Consider the following 14,361-nt stretch of genomic DNA (forward strand, 5'->3'; position numbering starts at 1 on the left):
GGACGTTAGGGTGCCCGTGTGGCGGCATTTCGGATCGGTGAGGCAGCCGAACTGCTCGGGGTCAGCCCGGACACGGTCCGTCGTTGGATCGACGCCGGACGGTTGAGCGCGACCCGGGACGGCCACGGCCACCGGACGATCGACGGGGTCGAACTCGCCACGTTCGTCAGCGGCCAAGCCGGTGCGGCGGACGGTCGAGCCGACGCGTCGTCGGCGCGGAATCGGCTGCGGGGCATCGTCACCGCGGTGGTGAAGGACACCGTCATGGCGCAGGTAGACATCCAGGCCGGGCCGTTCCGGCTGGTGTCGCTGATGAGTCGCGAGGCCGTCGATCAGCTGGACCTGCAGGTCGGTTCGGTTGCGGTCGCAGTGATCAAGTCGACCACGGTGGTGGTGGAGAGATCCACCCCGGCCATGGCGAACAAGGGGAGGACCGCCACGTGACATCGCATCGCATGCGTACCCTGCTGACCGCACTGGCGGTGTCGGCGCTGGTCGCGGTGACCGGCTGCGGCGGCAACGACACGACTGGTGCACAGACCGGCACGAACGCCAGCGCGGGTGTCACCGGCACGGTGAACGTGTTCGCCGCGGCGTCCCTGACCGAGACGTTCACCAAACTCGGCAAAGCTTTCGAGGCCGCACACCCCGGCACCACGGTGAAGTTCAACTTCGCCGGCAGTTCCGCGCTCGCAACGCAGATCAACCAGGGCGCGCCTGCGGACGTGTTCGCGTCCGCGGCGCCGACGAACATGAAGACGGTGACCGACGCCGGCAACGCCGACGGCACCCCGACCACGTTCGTGAGGAACCAGCTCGTCATCGCCGTGCCAGCGGGCAACCCGCAGGGCGTCAAGGGCTTGGCCGACCTGACCAGGCCCGGGGTGAAGGTCGCCGTGTGCGCCGAGCAGGTTCCCTGCGGCGCCGCAGCGAAGAAGGCGCTCGACACAGGCGGGGTCAAGCTCACCCCGGTCACGCTGGAGCAGGACGTCAAGGCCGCGCTGTCGAAGGTGAAGCTCGGCGAGGTCGACGCCGCCCTGGTGTACCGCACCGACGCCAAGGCCGCCGCGGCCGACGTCGAGGGCATCGAGTTTCCGGAGTCGGCGGGAGCGGTCAACGACTACCCGATCGTCGCGCTGAAGGAGGCCAGGAACGCGGCCGGCGCGAAGGCGTTCGTCGCCTACGTGCTGTCCGACCAGGGGAAGGCGGTGCTGACCGAGGCCGGGTTCCAAGCCCCGTGACCGACACCGACGCCGTCGTGGCGGGCCGGCCCGAGAGCACGGCGTCCCGCCGCGGCACCCCGGGCCGGCAGGTGCCCGCCGCACTGCTGCTGCCCGCCGTACTCGGGCTGATGTTCCTTGTGCTCCCGCTTGCTGGGCTGCTGATCCGGGCGCCGTGGGCAACGCTGCCGCAGCGGCTGGCCGCACCCGGCGTGCTCACGGCCCTGCGGCTGTCCCTGCAGTGCGCCACCCTGGCGACGCTGCTGTGCCTCGCCCTCGGCGTCCCGCTCGCGTGGCTCCTCGCCCGGGTCGATTTCCCCGGCCGGCGGCTGGTCCGTGCGCTGGTCACCGTCCCGCTGGTGCTGCCGCCGGTCGTCGGTGGGGTGGCGCTGCTGCTGGTCTTCGGCCGCCGCGGCCTACTCGGCGGCTGGCTCGACAGCACGTTCGGCATCACGCTGCCGTTCACCACGACCGGCGTTGTGCTGGCCGAGGCATTCGTGGCGATGCCGTTCCTGATCATCGCCGTCGAGGGCGCGCTGCGCGGGGCCGACCGCCGGTACGAGGAGGCCGCCGCGACGCTCGGCGCCGGCCGGTGGACGACGTTCACCCACGTGACGCTGCCGCTGGTCGCGCCCGGGATCGCCGCCGGGGCCGTGCTCTGCTGGGCCCGCGCACTGGGTGAATTCGGTGCGACCATCACCTTCGCCGGCAACTATCCCGGCACCACGCAGACCATGCCACTCGCCGTTTACCTGGCCCTGGAGACCGACCTGGACGCCGCCATCGTGCTCAGCCTCATCCTGCTCACCGTCTCCGTGGCCATCCTCGCCGGGCTGCGCGACCGCTGGATCAACAGCACATGACCACCGTTCCCGAACCCGTCACGGCGACCCGGACACCGGTCGACGGCCCGATGCTCGACGCGCACCTGGTCGTCGACCGGGGCCCGTTCCGCCTCGAGGTCGCGCTGCGCATCGCCGCCGGGGAGGTCGTGGCGCTGCTCGGCCCCAACGGCGCGGGCAAGACGACCGCCCTGCGCGCCCTCGCCGGCCTGCAACCGCTCACCGACGGCCACCTGGCACTCGCCGGCGGCGACCTCGACCGCCCCGAGCGCCGGGTGTGGACGCCGCCCGAAGACCGCCCGATCGGCGTGGTGTTCCAGGACTACCTGCTCTTCCCGCACCTGACCGCCGTGGACAACGTCGCGTTCGGACTCCGCCGACGCGGCCTGGACCGCCGTGCGGCGCGTGCCCGGGCCGAGTCGTGGCTGGCCCGGGTCGGGCTTGCCGACCTCGCCCGCCGCAAACCCCGGCAGCTGTCCGGTGGGCAGGCGCAGCGGGTTGCGCTCGCCCGCGCCCTCGCCGTCGACCCGACCCTGCTGCTGCTCGACGAGCCCCTCGCCGCGCTCGACGCCCGTACCCGCCTGGACACCCGCGCCGAGCTGCACCGCCACCTCACCGCCCACCCCGGAGCGGCGCTGCTGGTCACCCACGACCCGCTCGACGCGCTCGTGCTTGCCGACCGGCTGGTCATCGTCGAGGACGGCAAGGTCGTGCAGGAGGGCGACGCCGCCGCGGTCACCGCCCGGCCCCGCACCGACTACGTCGCCCGCCTGGTCGGGCTCAACCTGTACCGCGGGCGGGCCGACGGCCATACCGTCCACCTCGGCGACGGGTTCACGCTCGCCTGTGCCGACCGGCTCGACGGCGACGCCTTCGTGGTCTTCCCGCCCACGGCCGTCGCGCTGCACCCCCAGCGGCCCGACGGCAGCGCCCGCAACACCTGGCCGGCCACGATCACCGGGATCCAGCGCCACGGCGACAACCTGCGCGTCCAACTCGCCGGACCGGTCACGGCCGCCGCCGACGTCACCCCGGCCGCCGCCGCCCACCTGCAGCTCACGCCGGGCCAGCAGGTGTGGGCCGCGGTCAAGGCCACCGAAACCCAGGCGTACCCAGCCTGACCTGCCCACCGAAGGACACTCGTGACCGCCGCCCCGGCAGCGTAGGTCATGCCCCGCACCTGGGAATCTGGCACGCCGCCCGGTCAAAGGTCCTTGACGGCATCGCTACCCATACGTTAAAGCTGTAAATATTTCAACGCTTGGATGAAGTGGCGATTCCTCGCGCCGTGCGGGGGAAAGTTCCAGTTCTGGGCGCTGCCGAGACATGCGACGAAGGGATCACGAGGTGTCACGCAGAGGGCTAGGCGTCGGCCTGGTCACAGCACTGTCCCTACTCGCGCTGTGTCCGGCCGAGGCATCCGTCGCCACGGGCGTGCCGGCAGGGGTGTCCGTGTATCTCACCGACCTCGACACCAACACCTACCTGTCGCGCCAATCCAGTGTGTCGTGGCATGGCGGGCGGGCCCCGGACGGACCGACGATCACCGTCGACAGCCAGCGGCGGTATCAGGAGATCACCGGCTTCGGGGCGTCGTTCACCGACTCCTCCGCCTGGCTCGTCGGCACCCGCCTCGACAACGAGCAGCGCGACGCGGTGATGCGCGACCTGTTCAGCGGCCAGGGCATCGGCTTGAGCTTCCTGCGCCAGCCGATGGGCTCCAGTGACTTCGCGGTGAACGGGAACTACTCGTACGACGACATGCCACCCGGCCAGACCGATCCGGCACTTGCGCATTTCTCCATCGACCACGACCGGGCATACATCATCCCGCTGCTCAAGCGGGCCCGGCAGCTCAACCCGAAGCTGACTGTGATGGCGTCGCCGTGGAGCCCGCCAGGCTGGATGAAGACCAGCGACTCGATGATCGGTGGGACGCTCAAGCCGGACGCCTATCAGCCGCTGGCCGACTACTTCGCGAAGTTCCTCGAAGCGTACGGGGAGGCGGGGGTTCCGGTCCGCTACATCACCCCGCAGAACGAGCCGCTCTACGTACCCTCGGGATATCCGGGTATGTCGCTCAGCGCGGAGCAGCAGAACAACCTGATCAAGAACTACCTCGGCCCGGCACTACGGGACCGCGATCTGGGCACAGAGATCCTTGGTTACGACCACAACTGGGATGTCGTCAGCTATCCGGAAACCATGTACGCCGACCCGGCTACGGCCGGGTTCGTCGCCGGCACAGCGTGGCACTGCTACGGCGGCGACGTGCGGGCTCAGGCCGTGTCGCACAACGACTATCCCAACAAGCCGGCATGGCACACGGAGTGTTCGGGCGGCACGTGGGAGGGCGACGAGCAGGCCGGTTTCGCCGGGGCGCTGGGCCTGATTATCAACAGCACCCGTGACTGGGCAAGGGGTGTCATCCGCTGGAACATGGCCCTGGATCAGAACAACGGACCGACCAACGGCGGTTGCCTGACCTGCCGCGGCGTGGTGACGGTCGCGCAGGACACGGCCGGCCACTGGTCGTACGCCAAGACGGTCGACTACTGGGCCCTCGGTCACGCCAGCAAGTTCGTGCGGCCGGGCGCCCGCCGGGTCGCGTCCAACTCCTTTGGGGCCGGTGACGTGCAGGACGTCGCCTTCGTCAATCCGGACGGCTCCACGGCGCTGGTCGCGTTCAACTCCGCGAACAGCCGAAAGACCTTCCGCGTGCAGTGGGGCAACAAGTGGTTCACCTACAGCCTTGCCGGCGGGGCGGCAGCCACGTTCACCTGGACCGGCACCCAGCCTGGCCCGGTGGACCCGGCCGCGATCGGCTCGGTCGACATCCCGCTCGAGAACCCGGACGGGACGCGAGCGTTGATCAGCTACGACTCCGGGATGCTGGCTCACCAGGCTCAGGTGCGGGTCGGCAACCAGTGGCTCGGCTACACGCTTCCCGCCGGAGCGTCGCTCACCGCTTCGACGACCGCGGTGCCGTTGTCCCGGGGCGCCTGGACGGTGTCGGCGTCAGCGAGCAATGCCACCGAACCAGCTGGTAATGCGATCGACGGCGACCCGGCAACGCGGTGGAGCACCGGCCGCGGCATGCAGCTCGGCGACTGGTTCCAGGTCGACCTCGGCTCGGCGCAGACGTTCAACCAGGTCGTCCTGGACACGACTGGTAGCAGCGGCGACTCCCCCCGGGGGTACGAACTCTTCGTGTCCAACGACGGCACGAACTGGGGCCAGCCGATCGCGACCGGACCGGGCAGCCCGGTGAACAAGATCCTCATTCCACAGGTCACGGGCCGCTACATCCGGGTGGTGAACCAGGGCGATGCCGGCAACTGGTGGTCGATCCACGAGCTGAACGTGCTCGGGCCGACCGGTTCGGCGAGCGTGGCGGCAGGCTCGGACAGTGGCGTTCAGCGCAAGACGGCCATGCTGCCCGACGGCACGCAGCTTCTCGTCGTGTACAACTCGCGCCGCTCGGTCGCCACGTTCGACGTGCCGTGGGGAGACACGACCTACGCCTACCGCCTGCCAGCCAGCGCCGCCGCGATCTTCACGACGCGCCGAGGCTGATCAGTTGGCGCTGTGCCGGCCGGCGCATCCCTGGCCGGCACAGCAAAGCGGCGCTTCGGGGGGATGCGGCAGGTCTCGGAACCGGGTCCGGATCGGCGCGGCGGCACCGACGCGGATCTGGTACATCACCTCGTCGGCGTCGGCGGCCGACGCCTCTGCGCGCTCCGCCGCGTCGGTCTCACCGACGCACGGCAGCCAGTGGGACAACGGGTTCGGTCGGAACGCTCTCCTGCACGACATGAGCGTGGGAGAGTCGGCGCAGAGCCTGACCCGAAGGAGGAGGAGTGCCGAGCCGTTGGCGCTTGTTGGCACTGCTCGGGGTCGCCGCCATCTTTCCGCTGGCCGAGTCCCTCGTGCTCGTGTTGATCGGGTTCCGGCAGGCGGAGGGATTGATCGGGCAGAGTTCGGCGGTCTGGCCGTACGACTCCTACCACGACATGCGCTGGCTGCTGGTCTACCACAATTCCTGGTGGGTGTTCGGGCTCGGCCTGGTGGGGGCGATCGTGCTGCGCGGGGCGCTGTCCGCGGTGCTGGTCGGCCTGTCCTGGCCGGCCGGGAAGCGCCGGCCATTACGGCGGACCCTGCTGCTGCGCAATCTCGGCGTGGCGGCGTTGACGGCCGCCATCGTCGCGCCGTTCGCCGCGCTCGCGGTGGCCGCGTCGGTGGTGTCGCTGTCCTGGGTTCTGTTCGCCTCGCTGATCCCCATGGTGATATTGGCCCCGTTCCTGCAGCGGATGTCGGTGGGTGCGGGCTGGTGGCGTGGCCTGCCGACGCTGGAGCTGTTCGGCTGGTCGTCGCTGAACTTCGTGGTCATCACCGTGGCCGGTGGCCTGGTATGGAGCGCGGCCGAGACGTGGACGCCGGTCGTCGCCGTGGCCGTCGGGATGGTCAACGGCCTGCTGTGGAACCGGACCGTGCGGGCGGCCGTGCTGCCCTCCCACGTACGGTTGCGGCGGGTGCCGGTGGTACCGATCGTCGTGGTGCTGGTGCTGCTCGTCCCGCTGGCGGCGCAGGTGCTGACCCGGAGCCACAAGCAGACGTACACCTTCTCGCCGCCGATCTTCAATCGGCCGTTGCCCGCCAACGTTCCCTATGCGGTGATCCTGCTCGCCGGGCACAATTCCGCGTACGACGGCCGAGCCGCCGCGGATCCGAACGTGGAGAGGTTCTCGTACGAGGGGCTGGACTCGGGCGGCCGTCCGCTGCCGTACCGGTCGACCGCCACCCACCGGTCGCTGACGTCCAGCGCCCAGTTGCTCGCCGCGCAGGTCGAAGCGGTACACCGACGGTCCGGCCGGCCGATCGCCCTGATGGGGGAGAGTGAGGGGGCGATGGTGGCCCGCACCTACCTGCGGGACCGGCCGGAGTCACCGGTGACGGCGCTGATGATGTTCAGTCCGCTGGTGCGTACCGGACGGGCGTACTATCCGCCGCCGAACGCCGGGTCGGGATACGGGGTGGCGACCGGTTGGCTGCTGCGGGGCATGTTCGCGCTCGGGAACGCGGGCACCGCAATCGACGTGTACCCGGATGAGCCGTTCATCCGTTCACTGCTGGAAGATGCGCCGTTCTATCGTTTTCAGCTCATGTGCCCGATTCCAGGTGTCCGGGTGATCGCCTTCCTGCCGACGGTTACCGCGGCTGAGTCGACACCGGGTCTGTTCACCAAGATTCCGGTGGTCGAGGTGCCGTCCTTCCACGCGGAGTTTCTTGGCCGGCAGATGGTCGACGAGGAGGTGTTGGACTTCCTTGCCGGAGAGCATGTCAGCCGCGTCCGTGCCGAGTACGGCCTGCTTCAGCGGCTTGGGGCGGCCTGGCAGGCACCCCTTCTGACGGTGGACGCGAATCCGGTGTGGCGTCCCAAAGCGCCGCCTGGACCATCGTTCTCGTCGGGCCGGATCTGCGGTCCGGTCCGGTGAAGAACACCCTGGCGTCCGTCACCTGCCAGCGGCGCGAGTGCGTCCGGCCGGCGCATCCGGTGGCCAGGACGGCGGTGACCACGAGCGGGCCGGTCAGGCGTGGTGGTCGGTTTGCGGTCGAGGACAGTGGGTGCCGGGGGCTCCGCCCGGCCGCGGGGTCGGCCGGGCGGAGCCGGTCAGGGGACCTCGGCTCAGCCGAGGGTGGTGGTGTCGATGACGAATCGGTAGCGGACGTCGGAGCCGAGGACGCGGTCGTACGCGTCGTTGATCTTGTCAGCCGAGATGAGTTCGACGTCGGCGCCGATGTGGTGCTCGGCGCAGAAGTCGAGCATCTCCTGGGTCTCGCGGATGCCGCCGATCATCGAGCCGGCGTAGGAGCGGCGAGCGCCGATGAGGGAGAAGACGTTGAGGGTCAGCGGTTCGGCGGGGGCGCCGACGTTGACGAGGGTGCCGTCGACCGCGAGCAGGCCGAGGTAGGCGTCGACGTCGATGTGCGCGCTGACCGTGTTGATGATCAGGTCGAACCGGCCGGCGAGTTGCTGGAAGGTGTCCGGGTCGCTGGTGGCGTGGTAGTGGTCGGCACCCAGGCGTAGTCCGTCTTCCTGCTTCTTCAGCGACTGGGAAAGCACGGTCACCTCGGCGCCCAGGGCGTGGGCGATCTTGACGGCCAGGTGCCCCAGCCCGCCGAGGCCGACGACGGCGACCTTCTTGCCCGGGCCGGCGCCCCAGCGGCGCAGCGGCGAGTAGGTGGTGATGCCCGCACACAACAGCGGCGCGGCGGCCGTGAAGTCGATTCCCTCAGGCACCGACACGACGAAGTCGGCGTCGACCACGACGTGGGTGGCGTAGCCGCCCTGGGTGATGGTGCCGTCGCGGTCGACACCGCCGTAGGTCGGCACCATGCCGCCCCGGCAGTACTGCTCCTCGCCGTTGCGGCAGTTGATGCACTCCCGGCAGGCGTTCACCATGCAGCCGACCCCGACCCGGTCCCCGATCTGGTGGTGGGTGACCTCGGGGCCGACCTCGGTGACGATGCCGACGATCTCGTGGCCGGGCACCAGCGGGTAGGGCTGGGGCCCCCAGTCACCGCGAACGGTGTGGATGTCGGAGTGGCAGATGCCCGCGTACCTGATCTCGATGAGCACGTCGTTGGGGCCGACGTCGCGCCGCTCGACGATCGTGGGGGCCAGCGGCTCGGACGGGCTGGGTGCTGCGTAAGCGTGGACACGCATGATGTTGCTCCTGGTTCTTCGTGACAAGGTTTGGCCGCGGGGCGGCCGGTTGCCCGTGCGGGTATCTGACGCAGGGCGTCAGGGTGCCGCGTCGCGCAGGATGGCTGCGTTCATCGCCACCCAGGAAACCTCGGCTGCGGCGCGCCGGGGAGTCTCTGCTGAAAGGTGTACTGACAGGCCACCCCACGGTGAGCCCGGGGAGGCAGGTCGGACCGTGGACAGATCCGCGAGTTGTCGCGGCGTGGCAAGATCGCCCCGGTACGGGCGGGCCAGGCAACCACAAAGCGAGAGAACATCACTCCGCGATAGCGGTTTGTGCGCCGGCGTCCGCTTCCTGTGAGGCGGCCCAGGACGCGAGCAGGCGCAGCGCGTCCTCGGATGGGGAGCCGGGCTCCGCGGTGAAGATGGTGAGAGTGAGGCCGGGCTCGGCGACCATTTCCAACCCTTCGTAGGCGAGGGTCAGGTCCCCGACGATGTGATGGCGGAAATGCTTGGCGCCGGTGCCGTGGTGCCGGACGTTGTGGGCTCCCCAGCGCTTCCGGAACTCGTCGCTGCAGGTGGAGAGTTCGCCCACGAGGTCGTGAAGATCCTTGTCGTGCGGGTCGCGGCCGGCTTCGGTGCGCAGGATGGCGACGCAGATGTCGGCGGCGACGTCCCAATCCGGGTAGAAGCGGTGCGCTTTCTCGTCGAGGAAGGTGAACCGTGCGAGGTTGGCGGGCCGCTGCGGATCTGCGTACACGTCGACGTAGAACGCGCGGGCGAGCCGGTTCGCGGCGAGCAGGTCCATGCGGCCGTTACGGACGAACGCGGGACCTTGGGTGACGGCGTCGAGGGCCCATTGCAGGCTGGGGCGTGGGGACCACTGCCGTGCCGTCCGGCGCCGGGGCCGCATGAGGGCACTGCTGCCGTCCGCGGCTCGGGCGAGGTCGAGCAGGTGGGCCCGCTCCGCGTCGTCGAGCTGCAGCGCCCGTGCGATGGCGTTCAGCACGCCAGGCGATACCCCGGCGAGCGAGCCCCGTTCGAGCTTCGAGTAGTACTCGATGCTCACCCCGGCCAGCGACGCGACTTCGCTGCGGCGTAGTCCCGGAACCCGCCGGTTGGGGCCGGCGGGCAGACCGGCCTGCTCCGGGCTGATCTTGGCACGTCGCGAGACGAGGAACTCGCGGACCTCTGAGCGGTTGTCCACGTCTCGACCGTACGTGTCGCGGCTGGCCGGTGGGGTGCCCTGTCAGTACACCTTCCAGGAGAAACTCCCTGAGCGGGCGCTGCCGGGGTTTGCTGGGTGGCGATGAACGCAACGACCGGCCGCGCCCAGGGGGAGTGACTGTCGTCGTCCTCGGCGGGGTCGTACGCCCGGCTCCCCGACATCATCGCGGCCTGCCCGGGTAGGACGCGGAAGCTGGCAGGTCGGGTCGCGGCCGGTCCTTTGGGAGGAAGAAGAACCTATGCGTGGTGTCGTCATGCACGCCCCCGGCGACGTCCGGGTGGAAACGCGGGAGGATCCCCGGATCCTGCTCCCGACCGACGCGATCATTCGGCTGTCCGCGACCTGTGTCTGCGGTTCGGACCTGTGGCCGTATCGGGGCGTTGAAGTGTCGAAGGGGCCGTCGCCGATGGGCCACGAGTACGTCGGCGTCGTCGAGGAGGTCGGCAGCGAGGTCAAGAACATCAAGCCGGGCCAGTTCGTGGTCGGCTCCTTCTTCGCCTCCGACAACACCTGCCCGATCTGCCAGGCCGGCTACCAGAGTTCATGCATCCACCGAGAGCCGGTGGGCGGACTCGGCGCCCAGGCCGAGTACCTGCGTGTCCCGCTGGCGGACGGCACCCTGGTCGCCACGCCCGACACTCCCTCGGACGACCTGATTCCGGGCCTTCTCGCCGCCTCCGACGTGCTCGGCACGGGCTGGTTCGGCGCCGTCGCCGCGGAGGTGGGCCCGGGCAAGACCGTCGCAGTGGTCGGCGACGGGGCTGTCGGTCTGCTCGCCGTGCTGGCGGCCAAGCACTTCGGCGCGGAACGCATCATCGCGATGAGCCGGCACGAGCCTCGCCAGCGGCTCGCGGCACACTACGGCGCGACCCATGTCGTCACCGAGCGCGGCGATGAGGGCGTCGCGCGGATCAAGGAACTGACCGACGGGCTCGGCGCGCACTCGGTCATCGAGGCGGTCGGCACGCAGGAATCGATGATGCAGGCCATCCGTTCCACCCGTGCCGGCGGTCACGTCGGGTACGTCGGAGTGGCCCACGACGTCCAGCTGCCCGGCGACGAGCTGTTCTTCTCCCACGTGCACCTGCACGGCGGCCCCGCCCCGGTGCGCCGGTTCCTGCCCGAGCTGATCGCCCTGATCTGGAACCGGGAGATCGACCCCGGCAAGGTCTTCGACCTTACCCTCCCCCTTGAGCAGGCGGCCGAGGGGTACCAGGCCATGGACGAGCGTCGCGCCATCAAGGTCCTCCTCAACCCGTGACGACCTGCGTCGCCCCGGAGCGGGTGGCCACCGTGGCAGCGACAAGCCGCTGCATCCAGCGCAGGGCGTATCGCACAGGAGGACATCTTGGAGATCCTGACCAGACAGCCGTCGGTCAAGGGACCGGCCGACTGGTTCACCGGGGACGTCTGGTTCGACCAGATCGTTCCCATGACCGGCCCGCACATCGGCCGCTGCAACGCCGTGCACTTCGCCCCCGGCGCCCGCACCGCCTGGCACCGGCACGCCAACGGGCAGCTGCTGCACGTCACCGAAGGCATCGGGCTGACCCAGTCACGCGGCGGCGAGGTCGTCGTCATTCGCCCGGGCGACACCGTCTGGTGTCCGCCTGGTGAGTGGCACTGGCATGGCGCCACCCCTGACCACTTCATGACCCACCTGGCCATCTGGGACGGCCTCACCCCCGGGCAGGACGGGCCGGAAACGCAATGGGGCGAGCACGTGACAGACGACGAGTACCGCCGGCAGCCCGCGTGACCACCAGCCGGCGGCTGCGTCGTCCCGCGGCCGCCGGCCCACCCCGCCGAACAACAGGAGGAGTACGGACATGTCCGGGACCACTCAGCAGAGCCCCGCTCGGAAGATGCTCGGAGACTTCGCGCCCAAGCTCGTCTCGCTCACCGACGACGTGCTCTTCGCCGACGTCTGGGAACGCGCCGACCTCGCGCCCCGCGACCGCAGCCTGATCACCATCGCGGCCCTGGTCGCGGGTGGCAACAGCGAACAGTTGCCGTTCCACCTCAACCTCGGCAAGCAGAACGGCCTCACGCAGGCCGAGATCGTCGAGGCCATCACCCACCTGGCGTTCTACACCGGGTGGCCGCAGGCCATGTCCGCCATCTCGGTGGCCAGGCAGACCTTCGAGGGCTGACCGGAGTGCCAGCCGGCTCACCTTCACCCGTACATCAGGTGCAGCGTCATTCCGGCGTCGGCGTGTGCCAGGTTGTGGCAGTGGTTGGCCCACATTCCGGGGTTGTCGGCTGGGAACGCCACCTCCCAGACGTCGCCCGGGCGTACGTCGAACGAGTCCAGCCACAGGGGACTCCCGGTCGCCGGCTCTCCGTTGCGGGACAGCACCAGGACGTGATGGCCGTGCAGATGCCATGGGTGCACCACCAGTGACCGGTTCACGATCGTGAACTTGACGATGTCGCCGGGGCGTACGACCTGGGGCGGGATGTCCGGACCGGCCGCACCGTTGACGGTGTGGGCGTACCGCGGAAGCAGTCCGTGCAGGTCGAGGCCGCGGTCGAGGACCAGGGTGAACTCCTTGTCGAACCGGGACCACGGCCTCGGGGCACCGGCGCCGTAGGTGAGCGGATCCAGCACCGGCCACGCGCCGGTCGCCGCGGACACCGGCCCGGTCGAGTAGACCGCCCGTCCGTCGACGAACAGCGCCACCGACGTGGCGGGCGCGGTGAACGCCAGGTCGTAGCGGCCTCCGGCCGGGATCAGCACGGCGGTGTCCACGAGCGGGGTCGGGCCCTGCAGGTCGGATCCGTCGATCGCGGCGACCCGGAACGGGGTTCCGGCCAGGGCGTAGCGGTGCGTCGTGCTGTCGGTGTTGATCAGCCGCAGCCGTACGGGCGTCCCCGCCTCGACCGGTTCCGTTCGCGGTGCGGGCAGCGGAAGGCCGGAAAGGGTGTGCACCGGCACCGTGACGTCGACGCCGGTCGCCGGCGCCGGGCGCACCACCAGGACCCCGTAGAGCCCCGTCCGCACACCGACGTCGGACACCGAGTGCGTGTGGTACCAGTACGTCCCGGCCTGGTCGGCGCGGAACCGGTAGACGAACTCCTGTCCGGGCAGCACCGCCGCCTGCGTCACGCCGGGCACCCCGTCCTGGCTGTTCGGCACGTCGTAGCCGTGCCAGTGCAGCGTGACACCCCGCGCGATGTCCCGGTTGCGGAGCGTCACCTCCAGGACGTCGCCGACGGCGGCGGTCAACTCCGGCCCGGGGACCTGCCCGTTGAATGTCCACGCCGCGACGTCACGGCCGCTCACGCTCACCGTGGCGGTCCCGGCCGTCAGGGTGAACCGCCTGGTCGGTTCGCCCACGGTCCGCGCATCTCCAACTCGGTGATCATGTGATACGGCGGGAGCAGCTCCCGGTACGGCTGCCAGCCCGGTTCCGGTCACCAGCGCCGCGACCGCCACCGCGACGGCCGCCCTGGACACCGTCTGCGACGGGCGCGCGCCGAGGACGCGCCACGTGACCGCGGTCGCCGCGACGACCCCGGCGACCGCGAGCAGGCCCGCGCCCGCCGACGCGGGATAGCCGTGCAGGACCGTCACGAGCAGGGCACCGCTGTCGGCGTACCCGGCGAAGAGGAGCGGGACCGCGACGGACCGGATGTCGCCCGGGGCCCGCAGCAGCCGCGGCCCGGCGACGACCACCGCCGCGACCGACAGTGGGGCGGCGATGAGGACCTTCTCCGCCGCGAACCACCAGCCGGCGCGGGCGAGCGCGGTGATCGTGATCGCGCGGGCGACCGTGGCGAGCAGCGCGACGGCGGCCAGCGCCAGTGCGAGCCGGCGGCGCCGGGCGGCCGACGCGGCACCTCCGGTCAGCCAGCCGGCGGCCGCGAGCAGCGCGATCACCAGGTCGGCCGCGAGCAGCGAGCCGACGGTCATGCCGGCTCCCCTTCCCGGACGGTCAGGCGGGCGGCGGGGGCCGGCACCGGGCTGGCCAGCTTGCGCGCTGCCCGGAGGACGTTGACCACGACGTGCACCGCGACGATTCCGTTGACCGCGTGCAGCCCGGCGATGGCCAGGCCGAACGGCGTGCTGGCGCCCGCGGCGTCGGTGAAGGCGTTCGCGAGCATGGCGAGGAGCGCCTGCAGGACGACGAGGCCGAGCGGCAGGACGGCCAGTCCGACGAGCCGGCCCGGCGCCTTCGCCAGCACGGCGAACAGGATGGTGAGCAGGGTGAGGACGGGTATGACCGCCATCCCGGTGACGCTGTGCAGCGCATACGCGCCGTCGCCCGCGGGTTTGGTGAACGCGCCGACGGCGGCGAAGACGAACTGCAGGGCGAACGCGACGAGCAACAGAATGCTGACGACGACCAAGGCCTTGCGCAT

General features: G+C 70.5%; 13 protein-coding genes. 9 read left to right on the forward strand and 4 right to left on the reverse strand.

What is annotated here, in order from left to right; translation table 11 throughout:
• Positions 1-18: 18 nt before the first annotated feature.
• The 6 genes from ABZ783_RS27755 to ABZ783_RS27780 all read left to right on the forward strand — a co-directional run bounded on the left by ABZ783_RS27755 (position 19) and on the right by ABZ783_RS27780 (position 7,557).
• On the forward strand, positions 19-444 hold the full coding sequence (locus ABZ783_RS27755) for a TOBE domain-containing protein (protein ID WP_357443104.1): 426 nt from the start codon (positions 19-21) through the stop codon (positions 442-444).
• A gap of 11 nt (positions 445-455) precedes the next feature.
• Entirely contained in the window at positions 456-1,241 is a 786-nt protein-coding gene (gene modA, locus ABZ783_RS27760; protein WP_357443318.1) for a molybdate ABC transporter substrate-binding protein, read from the forward strand.
• 17 nt (positions 1,242-1,258) lie between these two features.
• Positions 1,259-2,083, forward strand: coding sequence for an ABC transporter permease (locus ABZ783_RS27765; RefSeq protein ID WP_357443320.1), 825 nt, complete (start codon positions 1,259-1,261; stop codon positions 2,081-2,083).
• The gene (locus tag ABZ783_RS27770) at positions 2,080-3,183 is read left to right on the forward strand and encodes an ABC transporter ATP-binding protein (RefSeq protein WP_357443107.1); all 1,104 of its coding nucleotides are present in this window, start codon (positions 2,080-2,082) and stop codon (positions 3,181-3,183) included. The genes ABZ783_RS27765 and ABZ783_RS27770 overlap by 4 nt, the downstream gene beginning before the upstream one ends.
• A gap of 226 nt (positions 3,184-3,409) precedes the next feature.
• Positions 3,410-5,638: a discoidin domain-containing protein gene (locus tag ABZ783_RS27775; protein WP_357443110.1), complete on the forward strand. Its 2,229-nt coding sequence runs from the start codon at positions 3,410-3,412 to the stop codon at positions 5,636-5,638.
• Positions 5,639-5,922: 284 nt separating this feature from the next.
• The gene (locus ABZ783_RS27780; protein WP_357443113.1) at positions 5,923-7,557 is read left to right on the forward strand and encodes a hypothetical protein; all 1,635 of its coding nucleotides are present in this window, start codon (positions 5,923-5,925) and stop codon (positions 7,555-7,557) included.
• Positions 7,558-7,748: 191 nt separating this feature from the next.
• On the opposite strand, the gene ABZ783_RS27785 is transcribed toward ABZ783_RS27780, so the two are convergent.
• A complete protein-coding gene (locus ABZ783_RS27785; RefSeq protein WP_357443322.1) occupies positions 7,749-8,792 on the reverse strand; it encodes an NAD(P)-dependent alcohol dehydrogenase in 1,044 nt (347 codons plus the stop codon).
• A 292-nt stretch (positions 8,793-9,084) separates the two neighbouring features.
• Entirely contained in the window at positions 9,085-9,975 is an 891-nt protein-coding gene (locus ABZ783_RS27790) for a helix-turn-helix transcriptional regulator (protein ID WP_357443116.1), read from the reverse strand.
• 259 nt (positions 9,976-10,234) lie between these two features.
• On the opposite strand from ABZ783_RS27790, the gene ABZ783_RS27795 reads away from it, so the two are divergent.
• From ABZ783_RS27795 to ABZ783_RS27805, 3 genes are all read left to right on the forward strand, one after another.
• The gene (locus tag ABZ783_RS27795) at positions 10,235-11,257 is read left to right on the forward strand and encodes a zinc-dependent alcohol dehydrogenase family protein (protein WP_357443119.1); all 1,023 of its coding nucleotides are present in this window, start codon (positions 10,235-10,237) and stop codon (positions 11,255-11,257) included.
• An 87-nt stretch (positions 11,258-11,344) separates the two neighbouring features.
• On the forward strand, positions 11,345-11,755 hold the full coding sequence (locus ABZ783_RS27800) for a cupin domain-containing protein (RefSeq protein ID WP_357443122.1): 411 nt from the start codon (positions 11,345-11,347) through the stop codon (positions 11,753-11,755).
• Positions 11,756-11,825: 70 nt separating this feature from the next.
• Positions 11,826-12,149: a carboxymuconolactone decarboxylase family protein gene (locus ABZ783_RS27805; protein ID WP_357443125.1), complete on the forward strand. Its 324-nt coding sequence runs from the start codon at positions 11,826-11,828 to the stop codon at positions 12,147-12,149.
• A gap of 23 nt (positions 12,150-12,172) precedes the next feature.
• On the opposite strand, the gene ABZ783_RS27810 is transcribed toward ABZ783_RS27805, so the two are convergent.
• Positions 12,173-13,912, reverse strand: coding sequence for a multicopper oxidase family protein (locus tag ABZ783_RS27810; protein ID WP_357443129.1), 1,740 nt, complete (start codon positions 13,910-13,912; stop codon positions 12,173-12,175).
• On the reverse strand, positions 13,909-14,361 hold the full coding sequence (locus ABZ783_RS27815) for a DUF6220 domain-containing protein (protein WP_357443131.1): 453 nt from the start codon (positions 14,359-14,361) through the stop codon (positions 13,909-13,911). Before ABZ783_RS27815 ends, ABZ783_RS27810 begins: the two co-directional genes overlap by 4 nt.

The sequence above is a fragment of the Micromonospora sp. NPDC047738 genome (assembly GCF_040642675.1).
Classification (GTDB): Bacteria; Actinomycetota; Actinomycetes; order Mycobacteriales; family Micromonosporaceae; genus Micromonospora.

Bases quoted from the DNA above. Each gene is read 5' to 3' on its own strand.
- modA (WP_357443318.1), top strand. From the start codon at position 456: ATGCGTACCCTGCTGACCGCACTGGCGGTGTCGGCGCTGGTCGCGGTG.
- ABZ783_RS27795 (WP_357443119.1), top strand. From the start codon at position 10,235: ATGCGTGGTGTCGTCATGCACGCCCCCGGCGACGTCCGGGTGGAAACG.
- ABZ783_RS27805 (WP_357443125.1), top strand. From the start codon at position 11,826: ATGTCCGGGACCACTCAGCAGAGCCCCGCTCGGAAGATGCTCGGAGAC.
- ABZ783_RS27810 (WP_357443129.1), bottom strand. From the start codon at position 13,912: ATGACCGTCGGCTCGCTGCTCGCGGCCGACCTGGTGATCGCGCTGCTC.
- ABZ783_RS27770 (WP_357443107.1), top strand. From the start codon at position 2,080: ATGACCACCGTTCCCGAACCCGTCACGGCGACCCGGACACCGGTCGAC.
- ABZ783_RS27815 (WP_357443131.1), bottom strand. From the start codon at position 14,361: ATGCGCAAGGCCTTGGTCGTCGTCAGCATTCTGTTGCTCGTCGCGTTC.